8 protein-coding genes are annotated in these 15,512 nt (G+C 35.7%); all 8 read left to right on the top strand.

The window, feature by feature from the left end:
- Nucleotides 1-512 precede the first annotated feature (512 nt).
- The 8 genes from DWB61_RS14550 (at nt 513) to DWB61_RS14515 (ending at nt 15,434) form a co-directional block, all read left to right on the top strand.
- Nucleotides 513-3,686 (top strand): SusC/RagA family TonB-linked outer membrane protein, encoded by a 3,174-nt coding sequence (locus DWB61_RS14550; RefSeq protein ID WP_125031646.1) that lies wholly within the window; start codon nt 513-515, stop codon nt 3,684-3,686.
- A 13-nt stretch (nt 3,687-3,699) separates the two neighbouring features.
- Entirely contained in the window at nt 3,700-5,217 is a 1,518-nt protein-coding gene (locus DWB61_RS14545; RefSeq protein WP_125031645.1) for a SusD/RagB family nutrient-binding outer membrane lipoprotein, read from the top strand.
- Nucleotides 5,218-5,286: 69 nt separating this feature from the next.
- Nucleotides 5,287-5,931, top strand: a complete 645-nt coding sequence (locus tag DWB61_RS14540) for an immunoglobulin-like domain-containing protein (RefSeq protein ID WP_125031644.1) — start codon at nt 5,287-5,289, stop codon at nt 5,929-5,931.
- A 21-nt stretch (nt 5,932-5,952) separates the two neighbouring features.
- Nucleotides 5,953-6,621: a lipid-binding protein gene (locus DWB61_RS14535; RefSeq protein ID WP_125031643.1), complete on the top strand. Its 669-nt coding sequence runs from the start codon at nt 5,953-5,955 to the stop codon at nt 6,619-6,621.
- Nucleotides 6,622-7,229: 608 nt separating this feature from the next.
- On the top strand, nt 7,230-10,391 hold the full coding sequence (locus DWB61_RS14530; RefSeq protein WP_125031642.1) for a SusC/RagA family TonB-linked outer membrane protein: 3,162 nt from the start codon (nt 7,230-7,232) through the stop codon (nt 10,389-10,391).
- Nucleotides 10,392-10,427: 36 nt separating this feature from the next.
- Complete coding sequence (locus DWB61_RS14525; RefSeq protein WP_125031641.1) at nt 10,428-12,023, top strand: RagB/SusD family nutrient uptake outer membrane protein; 1,596 nt, start codon at nt 10,428-10,430, stop codon at nt 12,021-12,023.
- Between the two features lie 522 nt (nt 12,024-12,545).
- Nucleotides 12,546-14,390, top strand: coding sequence for a 2-oxoacid:acceptor oxidoreductase subunit alpha (locus DWB61_RS14520; RefSeq protein ID WP_125031640.1), 1,845 nt, complete (start codon nt 12,546-12,548; stop codon nt 14,388-14,390).
- 3 nt (nt 14,391-14,393) lie between these two features.
- Nucleotides 14,394-15,434, top strand: coding sequence for a 2-oxoacid:ferredoxin oxidoreductase subunit beta (locus tag DWB61_RS14515; protein WP_125031639.1), 1,041 nt, complete (start codon nt 14,394-14,396; stop codon nt 15,432-15,434).
- Nucleotides 15,435-15,512 lie beyond the last annotated feature (78 nt).

The raw sequence follows: 15,512 nt of genomic DNA, 5'->3' as shown, positions 1-15,512 counted from the left end.
AATGATTAAAATATAATTGTTTGGTCTAGTTTACGACTTACGCTAGCTTATTTATAATGTCGAATTTAGTGGTTTACATAGGTTATGGGGACCTTGTGATTGTAATCTATTTATTTATTGACAAATTAACTTTTATTAATGTTTAGTCAGTTTTTCTTAGAGGTTTTGGCTTCAGTATTTTATCTTTTTGTTGGTCTAGTTTTGGTTTTAAGTTGCTGGAATTTACACATGTACATAATACAATAGATTTTTTCTTGGTTTAAAGGTTTTTTAAGTAAAATTAATAGCAAACTTATGTTAGTGATGTTATTGAAAATCCAAATACTTCTTGTCGATTTAAGTTTTTTTCACACTTTTGGCTTCGCTTTTAATGATTGTTAAACTTATTCAAAAGCCCGTATTTGCAGCATATTAAGATGATTGATTGTTTTGTTTGTTGTGGGGTGTTGGAGTTTTGATCGTTTTGTTTTAACAATTATTAAGGCAAATAATTAACCACTAACTAAAAATTCATGAAAAAAAATCTAGTTTCGATGCTAATCCTATGCTTAATAGGATTGCAGAGCGTCTTTGCTCAAGCTCGAGAGGTTTCAGGGGTAGTAACATCAGCAGATGATGGGCTATCAATCCCTGGAGTTTCTGTTGTTATTAAAGGAACCACAATTGGTACTACTACTGATTTTGATGGTAAGTATTCTATCAGTGTTCCAGAATTAGGGGAAATTCTGGTTTTTTCCTTTGTAGGTATGAAAACCACTGAAATGCCAATCAAATCAAATATCATCGATTTAGTGATGGAGTCTGAGTCAATTGGTATGGACGAAATTGTTGTAACAGCTATGGGTGTTACACGTGAGAAGAAAGCACTTGGATATGCTGCTACTTCAGTAGGTGGTGAAGAGATTGGAAAATCTCAGGCAATTAACCCAATGAGTGCCCTTCAAGGTAAAGTTGCAGGTGTTGATATCTCAACTGCTCCAGGACCAGGATCTACACAAAATGTAATGATTCGTGGAGCTTCCTCTTTTGGAAATAACCAGCCTCTTTATATTGTTGATGGTGTACCTATCACCAATGAGCAAAATAGTTCAGGTAGTGCTTTGAATTCACAAGTTGACTTTGGTTCTGGTATCAATGCGATTAACCCTGATGATATTGCAGATATGACTGTGTTGAAGGGTGCAGCTGCAACGGCTTTATACGGTTCACGTGCTGCCAATGGTGTTATCATGATTACCACTAAATCAGGTAAAGATACTGAAGGTAAGATGAGAGTGTCTTACAACGGTTCGGTTACGCTTTCTAAAGTCGGTCGTCTTCCTGATGTTCAAAAACAATTTGGTCAGGGATGGTCTGGTCACAGAGCTCTTGATGAAAATGGTAACTGGGGTCCTGAATATGATGGAAAAGATCGTGTTTGGGGTAATATTGTTGATAATAGTCAGCAAATTAAACCTTATGTATTTTTGGAAGATAGAGTACGTGATTTCTATGAGACTGGTAAAAATGTTAAGAATTCAGTTTCATTGAGTGGTGGTAATGCAACGACCAACTACTTTATGTCATTGTCTCAGAACTCTGTTGATGGTGTTATCCCAACAGATAATGATTCATACAAGAGATATACCATTGCAACTAAAGGTTCTCACAAAGCTGGAAAATTAACTGTAAGTTCTTCTGTTAACTTCAGCACTGAGAAAACTAAAGCGGTTGCTTCTGGTCAGGGAACATCTGTATTTAGATCTTTATACGAATCTGCAAATGATATTTCTATTGTCGATTTGAAAGATTATAACAATAAATTCAATAACCTAGATAACTATTTCACCCCTTATGGAGTGAACCCTTACTATGTGTTGAATGAGAATGCTGCTGAGCAGGATAAGAAAAAGATTTTTGGTAAATTCCAATTTGATTATGCTTTTACGGATGATATTAAATTGAGTTACCGTTTTGGTGGTGACTATGAAACTACAAGATCAGAAACACATACTGCTATTATCGCATTTGCTCCAGGTTCTCCTAATGATGGATCTAGTTCTGCAAATCCAGGTAGTTATGCTGAGACCAGAAGATCAAGAACTCAAGTGAATCATGACTTAATGGCAAGTTTAAAGCAAAATCTAAATGAAGATTTTACTTTAAATGCGATTATTGGTTTGAACGTAAATGAAAGAAGATACAACTGGTTGTCAGGAAGTATTAATTCTATTGATATTCCTAATTTTTACAACCTTAGTAATAGCTTAGCGCCTTCTGTATCAGGTCAGTATAATGAGAAGCGTCGATTGATCGGACTTTATGCGAATGTTGATTTCAGTTTTAGAAATTACGCTTACTTAACGCTTACAGCTCGTAACGACTGGTCGTCTACTCTACCTACAGGAGCTAATGATTATTTCTACCCAGGTGTTACAGGTAGTTTCTTAATTACTGATTTCTTAAAATATAATGATATTGATACGGGTATCTTAAGTTTTGCTAAAGTTAGAGCTGCTTATGGTATGACGGGTAACGATGCTGATCCTTATTCAGTTTACGATCGTTATGTTTCTGCTTTCTCTTCAAATCCAGGTTACCCAAAAATTGACGATCTTAAATTTCCTATTGGAGGCGTTAATTCATATATGGCTTCTAACCGTTTGGGTAATCCAGATCTTAAAAATGAGTTAACTAAGGAATTTGAATTGGGTGTTGAAGCTCAGTTCTTCAATAACCGTTTAGGTATCGATTTCTCATATTATAATCGTTTAACTGAAGGGTTGATTTCCAGTCTACCAAAAGATCCATCATCAGGTTATACAACTCAGATGGCTAACTTAGGTGATGTACGTAATCAGGGTATTGAGTTTGTATTAAACTTTACACCTGTTAAGACAGAAAACTTTACTTGGGATGTTTCTTACAATGTTGCTTTGAACAGAAACAAGATGGAAAATCTTGATGTTGATGAAGTATACTTAGGTGGTTTCGGTGGTGCTGGAATTTATGCTGTTGAAGGTAAGGCTATGGGGCAATTCAAGATTGCTGCAGTTAAGAAAGTTGAAATCGACGGTGTAATGAAAACTGTAGTTGATGGTAGTGGAAACCCACAGCCAACAACAGAAACAGAATTTATCGGTAAAGATATCAATGAGAAATACAGAATGGGTTTAACTAATACCTTTTCATATAAAGGATTTACATTGGGAGCAACTCTAGATTTCCGTTACGGAGGTTATATGTATTCTTATACTAAGGACTATTTACATTGGACAGGTGCTTCGACAGAATCTGTATTGAATGATAGAAAAACCTTCTTAGTTCCTAACTCTGTAGTTTCAGATGGTAGAGGTGGTTATGTTGAAAATACAACACCAGTTGATCCTACTGCTTTGCATAAATTTTATGGTGATGGTGGTGGATTCGATGGCGATGCAGATAACATTATCGATCGTTCATACTTGAAACTAAGAAATGTAAACCTTTCTTATTCATTATCGAAAAACTTTTGTGAAAGATTACATGTTAGTGCTGTTAGCTTATCATTGAGTGCTAGTAATATTCTATTGTGGACACCAGCTGAAAATGTTTACATCGATCCAGAAACAACAACTTTTGGTAATGATGTTAGAGCAAAATTCGGTGAGTATGGTGCTGGACCTAGCAATGAGTTTTACACTTTTGGATTAACTTTTACTTTGTAAACAAAAAAGAACTATGAAACATAAATTAATAACAGTATCACTTGCTTGCCTAACCCTTTTTAGTTGGGGCTGTGATAACTATCTAGATATTAACGAGGATCCTAACATGTTACGTGAGATTCCTGATGCAAAAGTTGTATTACCAGCTGCTGAAATTGGATTAGCCAATCAGCTTATGGGGTGGGATTTCGGATTTGGTGGTGGATTTTGGGGACAGTATTGGACTCAAGCTTATTCTGCTTCTCAATTTAAATCTTTATGCGAATATCAGGAAACTAGTTTCGGTAATGCTTATAATGAGTTAACTGCTGGTGTGTTGAATGATTTAGAAAGAATGAAAACTGTTTCTGCTGAGTCTACTAATAAGGGAACTTATTTTGTTGCTGAAGCTCTTTCAATTTTCTCTTGGCAAATCATGACCGATGTATGGGGTTCTGTGCCTTATTTCGAAGCTCTTAAAGGGAATGAAGGAATTGATTCACCAAAATTTGATGAAGGAAGCGCTATCTATGCTGATTTACTTGTAAGAGTAGATGCATTGATTGCTACAGATCTTTCAGGTTCTACTCTTGATAAGAATTATGATTTCGTGTATGCAGGAAATTTGACTGCATGGAAAGCTTTCGCAACTTCACTTAAGTTGAAATTGATGATGCGTCTTTCAGAAACTTCAAGCTATGATAATGCAGCTGTTGTAAGTTTTATCGAAGCTTCAAGCTTTATTTCTTCAAGTGCAAAAATAGACGGTTCTACATGGTCTGATGGACAGGAAGGTAAACGTCACCCAATGAGAGAATTCCAAGAAGGTGGAGCTAATAACTTATCAACAAATGTTATTGCATCAAAGAATTTCCTTGATTACCTGAATACAAATAATGACCCTCGTCTTGATGAGTTATTTGTTAAGAAAGGTGGTTCTCATCTTGGTGCTTTTGTAGGAGACTTTGATTCTTCTGAAGATTCTGATGGAAATGGAACAGCTGATGATTCTGAAAGTTATAGCCAGCCTAATTTTAAGGCTGATATGGATTTAATAATCATGTCAACATGGGAGATTAATTTCTTTATTGCTGAGGCTTATGCTCGTGCGGGTAATAATGCTAAAGCAAAAGAATATTATGATCTTGGGGTTGAAGCCTCTCTTGCTCAACATGGTGGTTTAGCTAATGATATCATTACAACAGGTTATGCAACTTGGGTTAATGGTTCTGTTGAAGAAGGCATTAAGCAGATTGCGATGCAGAAATGGGTGGCAAATGCTAACTACCAGCATATCGAGTCATTCTTAGAGCGTAACAGAACAAAGTACCCAGCAGTAAACCTTATCGATATTCGTAAGGACCGTGCTGATGCTTTTCTAAATTTCCCAGTTGGATCATTAACGATTTCTGTAGCTGGTAGAGCTAAAACGAATGCAAAATTACCTTCATCACCAATTTATCCTCAGGCTGTATTAACTCGTAATGTTAATGCTCCAGCTCAAAAAGCGGATCTTCTTGAGAAGATTTGGTGGAATCTTAAGGCAGAATAATAATTGTAATAAATTGAGACAGGGCATTACTTGTGTTTAATGTCCTTCTCTTACAATAAAATTTGAAAAATGAAAAAACTATTATATTTATCAATCTTGTCTATCATCACTTTGTTTAGTGCTTGTGATGAAAAGGATACTGAAGGGATTTCCAGAATTACTGAATATCCAATAATTACCGTTCTTGGAGATGATCTTATTTATGTAGAGAAAGGAAGTACTTTTTCTGATCCAGGAGCAACTTCTTCAGGAGGAGAAGAAATTTCTGTTACTGAGGTAGATACTGATCAGCCTGGTATTTACACTGTAGAATATTCTGCAGTTAATCCTGATGGCCTAGATGGTATCTCAACCAGAACTGTTGTTGTTTACGAAGAGGATGATACTTTGGCTGGTGTTTACGATGGTAAAAGAGTTGGTAAGAATGGCGGACTTGTATTAATTTATACTAATGGAGACGGTACATATTCTTGTACTGACCTTATAGGTGGGTATTATCAATTTGGTAGAGGATACGGAAGTAGATATTCTTCTCCTACATCTAAAATGGAAATTTCAGGTTCAGTTATTACTGCTGATCCAGGAAAAAATACGCCTTGGGGACCTTGGGGACTTTCAAATGGTTTAAAAACGGGTGACGTTTTAACTTGGAAGACAACACTTATTGGTGACGGTTTTGGTTTTGATGTTCAATTGACTAAGAAGTCAATTTAATAATATTAATAAAATTTTGATATGAAAAATATATTTTTATATATAATTGGAGCATGTCTTTCTCTTTCTTTAGTTTCTTGTGATAATGAGATTGAAATCTGGGATAGTGCAACTCTTGATTATTCAGGTAGCTACCTTTATACGGTTGCTTTAGAAGATGGTACTCTTGATCATGGTTATAATAACGAATACATGTTAGAGTTTTATAACACTTCAGCTAATGTTGCAAATGAGATATTTATTGATGATCATGATAAATATTTCGAAATGAGAAGTAAATTCTCTTTAGAAGGTGACTTTACAAATTTCAAGTCTGAATCTATTGAATTTGCTGATTTAACAGATAACGAAAAAGCTCTTGTTCTTCCTAGTGGAAAACCGACTGCTTTAAATGAAACTAAAGCTGAAGCTCGTACTAACATTAGAGCAGCAATTGTTGAAGGTAAAATTATTGCAAAAGGAGCAACGACTCTTGGAGGTAATATTACTGACAGTTTGTATGTAAAGATGACTTTGTATAGTGGAACAGTTAATTTTAAGTCTGTTTCTGTACCAGTTGAATACAGAGCTAATCCTGATAAAGAGGAATTTGCTTGGGAATTCGAATCAGTTGTTCATGATGCTACTAAGGACGAAACTGTAATTATTGCAGGACATCGTTTCACTGGTTTTTCTGAAGACGAGTACTAGAATTACTCTTTGATATTATAAAAAAGGCTGCCCAATGGGTAGCCTTTTTTTAACATAAGGAGTGGGTGTACGGGGTGATGAAATAATTTAAGTCTATTATTCCCTATTTTCTTAGACATATTATTGATGATTAAACTTTTGTGAATTAGCATATGTCATATAACATTTTGTGTTTTTATAAAATTAAAGCGACACTGTAATTAATACATAATGTTTGGCTTGTCGGCGTCAATAGTTGGTGTGCGTCTGTTTTGGATTGTGTTTCTAGTTTGCTGTACATAAGTCTGATAGCTTAGTCGTTTCTGCCAACAACTCATTGTTGATAATGTTTCATAATTAGAAACTCTTTTGTAGACGTTTTAAATGATTTTTTTTCTGTAGTATAAAGAGGATGTTTTTAATGCCGTGATTTTAGTTTGTTTATTTAAGTTTTTTTCACACTTTTGGCTCCGCTTAAAATAAATTTTAACATCTGTTAGATGCAGAACCGACCATAATTAGGGGTTTTGGAGAGTTCGTAATGTTATTTTGAGCGAATTAGGTATGGTTTACTCTATCCAAAGGCTAGGGTGAACTGAAAAATTGAATTAACCACTAACTAAAAATTCATGAAAAAAAATCTATTTTCGATGTTAGTCCTATGTTTAATAGGATTGCAGAGCGTTTTGGCTCAAAGTCGAGAAATTTCTGGGATTGTTACATCAGCTGATGATGGACTATCTATTCCTGGGGTTTCTGTTATTATTAAAGGTACCACTATCGGAACAACGACCGATTTTGATGGTAAATACACAATTTCTGTTGAAGAAGAAGGACAAATTCTGGTTTTCTCTTTCGTGGGGATGAAAACAACTGAATTACCAGCTAATACTGATGTTATTAATTTGGTAATGGAATCTGAGTCTATTGGTATGGACGAAGTGATGGTTGTAGCTTTTGGTACAGCTAAGAAAGAGTCATTTACCGGTTCTGCTGGTGTTGTTGGAGCTGAGAAATTAGAAGAACGAACTTTGTCTTCAGTAACTCAAGCTCTAGAAGGTTCAACTACCGGAGTGCAGGTTGCTGCCGCTTCAGGTCAGCCTGGATCTGCTCCCGAAATTCGTATTCGTGGATTTGGATCTCTAAACGGAAGCTCTGATCCTCTTTATATTGTTGATGGTGCTCAGTTTGAGGGAAGCATCGCAAATATTAGTCCTGATGATATTCAGTCAATGACTATCTTGAAAGATGCATCTTCGACTGCACTTTATGGTTCTCGTGCTTCGAATGGTGTTGTGATGATTACCACTAAAAGAGGTAAAAAATCAAATGGTAAAGTGAAGATTGATTTCAAAGCTGTAGGCGGTGTTGTAAGTCAAGCTATTCCTTACTATGAAACTGTAGGGGCTAAAGATTATTATGAGCTGCAATTTGAGTCTTATAAGAATTCTTTAATTAATGGAAAAAGCAAGATGTCATTGGAAGATGCTGCTGCTAAAGCTTCTTCTGAAATTTATTCTAAGTTAAAGTATAATCCTTTTGATGTAGCTAATGACCAGATTGTTGGTACTGATGGTAAAATCAACCCTAATGCTAACGTTATTGCTAAGGATTTAAATTGGTATGAACCTCTTGAACAAACTGGTTACAGACAGAATTATAATCTTTCTGCTTCAGGTGGTGGAGAGAAACATGATTTCTTTTTCTCATTAGGATATTTAGACGAGTCAGGTTATATTAAAAATTCTGATTATGAGCGTTTGACTGCTCGTATGAACGTAAATGCAACACCTAAAACTTGGTTGAAGTTAGGAACAAATCTTTCGACAACTTTGGTGAAAAAAGGACTTGCATCTACTTCTGATAGCAATACTGGATATTCGAATCCTTTTAACTTTGCTCGTTATATGGGGCCTATCTATCCTGTTTATCAGTTGGATCCGACTTCTGGAGATTATATTCTTGATGCTGACGGTAACAAGCAATATGATTTAGGTGGTGGATATAGTACACTTGGAATTAATTCTCGTCCATCAGCAGCTAATAATGGTCGTCATATTATTGCTGAGATGGATTATAATTATAACCAGACTAAAACCAATAGTGTTTCTAATAGATCATATGCTGAATTTACAATTCTAGAGGGGCTTAAGGTTTCTACTAATGTAGGTTTAGATATTCAGAATTTTACCGATAAGGAATTCGAAAATGATATTGTTGGTGATGGTGCACCTACAGGTCGATATAACGAAACTCGTTATACAAGAACTGTAGTGAACTGGAATCAGTTGATTAACTATAACACGACAATTGGTGAAGATCATAATATTGAAGTTTTATTAGGTCACGAATCTTTCGATCGCAACTACTCTAGTATGTATGGTATGAAAACTCAATTGACTGTAAAAGGGATCAATGAGTTCGATAACTTTGTAACACCTACTTCTTTATCTGGTTCGTCTTCTGATAAAAATACAGAAGGTTATTTTGGTCGTTTGAAATATAATTTCCAGAATAAATATTATTTCGAAGGTTCTTACCGTCGTGATGGTTCTTCGGTGTTTGATAAGGATGTACGTTGGGGAGGCTTCTTTTCTGCAGGTGCAACCTGGAGAATGGATCAAGAAGATTTTATTAAGAATATCACATGGATTGATCAATTGAAATTAAGAGCTTCTTATGGTGAAGTTGGTAATGACAATATGAATGACTATTATGCAAGTCAGGCATTATATTCATATAATCCTAATGCGGGTGAGTCTGGTCTAGTATGGTCTACTATTGGTAACCCATTATTAACTTGGGAGTCTTCAAATAGTTATGATCTTGCCGTAGAGTTTACGGTGTTGGACAATAAAGTACATGGTTCTTTGGAATATTATAAGAAAACCTCTGAGGATCTTTTATATTCTCAACCACTACCTACTAGTTTAGGTTTGAGTTCTCAGCCTCGTAATATTGCATCTCTTTATAACGAAGGTTTCGAACTGGGATTAGGTGCTACTATTGTTGATTCTAATGACTTCAAATGGGATATCGATATTCAAGCTTCAACTATTAAGAATGAGATTACAGAAATACCTTCTCCATTCATAAACGGTTCAAAAAGATGGGCTAAAGGTCACTCTATTTACGATTACTACCTTTATGATTATGCAGGTGTAGATGCTCAAACAGGTGCTGCTCAGTATTATGTGCTGGCTGATAATGGTAAAGGCAAAAATGTTCGTACTTATGATGAAAACGGAGAAGCTATCTTAACTACTAACGAATTAAATTCTGAGAAAGGTTACACAGGTAATTCTTCTATTCCTGATGTTTTTGGTTCAGTTTCTAACACTGTTCGTTATAAAGGTTTCCAGTTGGGGGTAATGTTTACATATTCTATTGGTGGTGAAATCTTAGATTACAACTATGCTTCTTTAATGAATCAAGGTGATTATGGTAGAGCACTACACGTTGATCAGAAAAATGCTTGGAAGAAACCTGGTGATATTGCTAGTTCTCCTAGATTGGAGAATGGTAATACCCACCTAAATCCAACATCAGATAGATGGTTAACTGATGCATCTTATTTATCTCTTAAGAATGTTAATCTGAGTTATACATTTAATCAGCAATCAATTAAAGATTTTGGTATTACTGCATTGAAAGTTTTTGCTTCAGGAGAGAACTTATTCATGTTAACTAAGAGAAAAGGTATGAACCCACAACAAGCTTTCTCTGGAACTACAAGTAATGTTTACTTGCCATCTAGAGTAGTATCTTTTGGTGTGAATGTTTCATTCTAATTGTCTAAATGATCATTAATCGACAAAAAAATAATCATGAGAAAATATATAAATAAGTTTTTATTAATGATGTTGGTTGTAGCTTCGGTCGCTTGTTCTGAAGATACTTTGACAAATTTACCAACAGATTCTGTTGCGCCAGACAATGCTTTGTCGTCGCCAGAAAATATGATTGCAGCTTTGAATGGTGTTCATCGAGCTATGTATAGTCAGTCTGATTTAGAGGATTATAACTATGCTGGGGAATCATATATTATGCCAATGTTGGAATTTTCAGCAGGTGATATTCTTCATTCTGGTTCAGGTAACGGATGGTTTCGAAATAATCTTAAATGGTTGTCTCATACAAATCCTAATGGAGCTGATTTATCTTGGGTTTGGTTTCACTATTACCATATTATAGGTAACGTTAATAATATTATTAACGCTGCTGAAGGTATGACACCCAGTGCAACTTTATCAAATGTATTAGGTCAAGCTTATGCTTATAGAGCATGGGCACATCACCGATTGGTATGCTTGTTTGGAAAGAATTACATTCACGGAACTCCATCTACTGATTTAGGTGTTCCAGTAATGTTGAAAACAGATCCAGCTAAGCTAGAAGGTCAAAAAAGAGAAACTGTTGAAAATGTGTATGTGCAAATTGAGAAGGATCTTCAAGCTTCTTTAGCGCATTTTGCTACTGCAGATGATGCAAACAATAAATCTCACATCTCGATTAATGTGGCACAAGGTATTGCAGCTCGTGTTTCTTTAACAAAAGGTGATTACGTTGCTGCGGCAAATTATGCAAAAGCTGCACGCACTGGTTTTAATTTAATGAATGAAGCTGATTACAAATTAGGTTTCAATTCGGTTAATTTATCAGAAGTAATGTGGGGTGCTGAGATTGTTGACTCTCAGACAAACTATTTTTATGCATGGTTCTACTACCAAGGAACCAATTTTAATGGTTCTCAGAACAGAAGTAATCCTAAATTCATAAATCATAACTTATTTGCTAAAATCAGTGATACTGATTACCGTAAAGATATGTGGTTAGAGAAAGCTCCTAATGACTTTTTAGGATGGGAGAAGGATCCTAACTATGCAACAGAAGCCGAATTTAACGCTGCATTTGCTAAATTAGTTAAGGATTATAATATGACAAATTCATTCTATACCAATGCTTATATGTCTGTTAAATTCTTAAACAAAGATGGAGGAACTATTAATCCTGATGATATTTTCTACATGAGAGCTTCAGAGATGTATTTGATAGAAGCGGAAGCTTTAGCACGTCAAGCAGGAAAAGAGGCAGAGGCTAAAGAGGTGATTAATGAATTGGTAACTGCTCGTACACGAGTTGGTCAAACTCCAGTTGCGATCACTTCTGTAGGTGAAGCTTTAATTCAAGATATTTTAACTCAAAGAAGAATTGAACTTTGGGGAGAAGGACACCGTTGGTTAGATATGTTACGTCTGGATTTAGCTCTAGATTTAACTGGTTCTGGAGCTAGTTCTACATTATATCAGAAAGGTTTTAATCAAGCTAAGCCTTCTGTTAATAATAACTGGTTGTATCAAATTCCTCAAGAGGAAATAGATGCAAATTCAGAAATGGTGAAAAACCCAACAGCAGAATTGTAATCTATATCTTGTGCTATTCTAGATAATAGAATTTATTAATGAGGGAATCCAATTGGATTCCCTCTTTTTTTTTTTCAATAATAACCATTTTAAACGGGTATAAATTCCTAAAATGCAAACCTTTGCATTTTTCTTGATTTTTTTTTTTCATTTTCTTGCCTAAGTTCCGGTAATCATTACCTTTACCCACTGTTGTAGAACATGTTTATTAAGAACTGTTCTAAAACAGAAGACCCAACAAGTAGAGTTAAAAGCTTGGTTGAAAGTTTGTAAGGATTCATGATTTTTAGATAGGTTCTGTTTTTTTTGAAAGATTTTCATCCAATTCCCCATACGCTTGAGTGGAATTTGATGTTTAATAATCATTGATTATTAATATCGCATTATCGATAGTTTTTCTAAATAAAGGGCCTCAATATATAATACTTGTTTTCTATCTTTCTCCTTGGTCTTGACTTTGCATCAATAAAACCAAACAACTAAACAAACTAAGAATTTAACTCAACGTTAAATCAAACTGTCATGAGTCAAAAGACAAAAATTATTGAAAGAGAAGAAGTTGTTATTCGATTTTCGGGAGATTCCGGAGATGGCATGCAATTAACAGGAACTCAGTTTTCTGATACTTCAGCTTTATTTGGGAATGATGTAGCAACTTTCCCTGATTATCCAGCAGAGATCCGCGCCCCACAAGGTACAGTTGGTGGTGTATCTGGTTTCCAGTTACACTTCGGACATCAAGAAATTAATACACCAGGTGATTTTGCCGATGTATTAGTTGCAATGAATCCAGCGGCTCTTCAGGCAAACCTAAAGTGGGTAAAACCGAGTGGTACAATCATTGTAAACGAAGATAGCTTTACTGATAAAAATTTAGAGAAGGCTGGTTATGATTCTGATCCATTAATGGACGATAAGCTAGCTGACTATAATTTGATAAAGGCTAAGGTTACAACCCTTACCCGTGAGTGTTTGAAAGATTCAGAGCTCGATCAAAAATCTGTTCTTCGAAGTAAGAATATGTTTACGCTAGGCATGGTGTATTGGATGTTCGATCGTCCATTTGAACATACAGAAGAATTTATAGAAAAGAAATTTAAGAAATACCCTGCGGTTGTAGATGCAAATAAAAAGGTACTTCGTGCTGGTTATAATTTTGCAAAGACTATTGAGGCGTTGGCCTATAACTTTAGTGTAGCACCAGCTAAAATCCGTAAGGGAACTTACCGAAATATTACAGGTAATAAAGCAACAGCCTGGGGATTGATGGCTGCAGCAGAGAGAGCAAACCTTGAACTATTCTGTGGATCATATCCTATTACTCCGGCAACTGAAATTCTTCAGGAATTGGCAGCTCGTAAAGATCTTGGTGTAAAAACATTCCAAGCAGAGGATGAGATTGCTGGTATTTGTACGGCAATTGGAGCTAGTTTTGCTGGTGACTTTGCTGTAACGACGACTTCGGGCCCTGGTTTAGCATTGAAAACAGAAGCTGCTGGCTTGGCTGTAATGACTGAATTACCTCTTGTAATTGTAAATGTTCAGCGAGGTGGACCATCTACTGGTCTTCCAACAAAAACTGAGCAATCAGATTTACTTCAAGCAATTCATGGAAGAAGTGGAGAGTGTCCTATGCCTGTAATTGCAGCAAGTACACCTTCTGACTGTTTCCATTATGCTTTTGAGGCAGGTCGAATTGCATTAGAACATATGACTCCAGTTATTTTATTAACTGATGGGTTTATTGCCAATGGTGCAGAGCCATGGAGAATCCCCAAAATGTCTGAACTTCCAGAAATTATTGCTCCAATAGCAAAAGAAGGAGATGACTTTCTTCCATATGCTCGTGAAGAAAAGCGATTGAGCCGTAAATGGGCAATTCCAGGAACTAAAGGTCTAGAGCACCGAATTGGTGGGTTAGAAAAGATGGATGGTGACGGTACTGTTTCTTATGTGCCAGAAAATCATCAGGTAATGAGTGATATTCGTAAAAGACGAGTGGCGCTTGTAGCTGAAAATATTCCAGAAATTAAGGTGAAAGGAAATGAGGAAGCTGACGTTCTTGTTGTAGGATGGGGTGGTACATATGGACATTTGATTACTGCAGTGCGTGAGTTACAAAAGGAAGAAAAATCTATAAGTTTGGCACATTTCAATTACATTTTTCCACTTCCTAAGAATACGGCTGAGGTTTTCAGTCGTTATAAAAAAATTATTGTGTGTGAAATAAACGATGGTCAGTTTGCTGAATATCTAAGAAGTTCTTTTCAGGATATTAAGTTTGAGCAACACAATAAGTTAATGGGATTACCATTCACTGTAGTGGAATTAAAAGAAAGATTTAACCAATTATTGGAGGAGAAATAAGTCATGGCTGATACAGTATTAAATTCACCTAATATTAAGAAGCTAAGTGCTAAGGATTTTAGAAGTGATCAAGAGAATCGCTGGTGTCCTGGTTGTGGAGACCATGGGATTTTAAATTCCGTTCAGAAGGCATTAGCAGATATGGAAATTAAGAAGGAAGATTATGCCGTTATTTCGGGTATTGGTTGTTCTTCTCGTTTCCCATATTATATGGATACTTATGGCTTTCACACCATTCACGGTCGTGCAGCTGCAATTGCATCGGGAGTAAAATGTGCTAATCCAGATCTTGAAGTGATTCAGGTTTCGGGTGATGGTGATGCTCTCGCAATTGGGGGTAATCATTTCATTCATGCTGTTCGTAGAAATATTGATATGACCATCCTTCTCTTTAATAATGAGATTTATGGTTTAACTAAAGGTCAATATTCTCCGACATCAAATCAAGGTATGGTGACTAAGACTTCACCATTCGGAACAATTGAAGAGCCTTTTAAACCTGCTCAGTTGGCACTTGGTGCTCAATCTAAATTCTATGCTCGTTCTATCGATACGAGTATTAAATTGACCACAGAAGTCGTAAAATCAGCTTCAGCTCACAAGGGAACCTCTATTGTAGAGATTCTTCAAAACTGTGTGATCTATAACGATGGTACTCATGCATTAGTAACTGATAAAGCAACTAAGGATGATTATCAATTGATCTTAGAACAAGATAAGCCTATGATCTTTGGAATTGAAAAGAACAAAGGTCTTATATTGGGAGGAAATGGTAAACTGATTGTTGTTACTATCGGAGAACATGGTATAACTGAGGCTGATGTCTTGGTACACGATGCTCATACCGAGAATCCTCATATGCACTGGTTACTATCAAGTATGATGGCTCCTGAATATCCCGTAGCTTTGGGTGTTATTCGTGATGTAGCTTCTCCTTCTTATGACGAGAAAATGGTTCAGCAAATTAAAGATGTCCAAGCATTATCATCTATAAAAAATATGGATGACCTGCTTAATAGTGGAGACACTTGGGTTGTTGAATAACAAAATAGTCTAATTTATTAGATATAATCCTGTTTGGTATTAAACCGAACAGGATTTTTTTTAGTATTAAGCGCAGCA

Source organism: Ancylomarina euxina, assembly GCF_003863355.1.
Lineage (GTDB): Bacteria > Bacteroidota > Bacteroidia > Bacteroidales > Marinifilaceae > Ancylomarina > Ancylomarina euxinus.
Note: the sequence above shows the minus strand (reverse complement) of the source record. Positions and strands in the feature narration are given on the sequence as shown.